At 59.3% G+C, this 474-nt stretch carries 2 protein-coding genes; both read left to right on the top strand.

All coding sequences use genetic code 11. The features are described from left to right. The coding region (locus EOA28_RS38105; protein ID WP_128315962.1) for a DUF4424 family protein at positions 1-345 on the top strand (345 nt) is incomplete at its 5' end. Further along, positions 345-474 (top strand): dihydrofolate reductase (locus EOA28_RS38100; protein ID WP_148671230.1); only part of this gene is annotated, 130 nt, incomplete at its 3' end. The genes EOA28_RS38105 and EOA28_RS38100, both read left to right, overlap by 1 nt.

Here is a 474-nt window from a genome sequence, read left to right as displayed (position 1 = left end):
ACCTACAAGACCCGCTATTGCATGGACGATGGTTTCGAGAATGCGGTGCGCAAGGCGGCCAAGGACAATCCCGACGGCTACCCGCAATTTTTCGAAAGCAGGATCGCCTATATCCTGACCACGGGCGGCAACTGGGCCTCGGGCAATATCGGCGACTTCAAGCTGACCATCGACAAGGGCAGCCCGAAGAACTTGGTCTCCTTCTGCGGCGACAATGTCCGCAAGGTCGGACCGACGACATTCGAGATGACGGCGAAGGATTTCTATCCCGAGCACGACATCGACATCTTGCTGCTCGAGCAGGCGGATGACACGAGCGGCGGTGACAACGGGAACGGTGGCTGATGGATATCGCAATCTACGTCGCCATCGCCGAGAACGGCGTGATCGGGCGCGATGGTGGCCTGCCATGGCGGCTTTCCACCGATCTCAAGCGCTTCAAGGCCGACACGATGGGCAAGCCGATCATCATGG

The sequence above is a fragment of the Mesorhizobium sp. M2A.F.Ca.ET.067.02.1.1 genome (genome assembly GCF_004023285.1).
Lineage (GTDB): Bacteria > Pseudomonadota > Alphaproteobacteria > Rhizobiales > Rhizobiaceae > Mesorhizobium.
The sequence above is the reverse complement of the archived record's forward strand: the minus strand, read 5'-3'. Positions and strand labels throughout refer to the sequence as shown.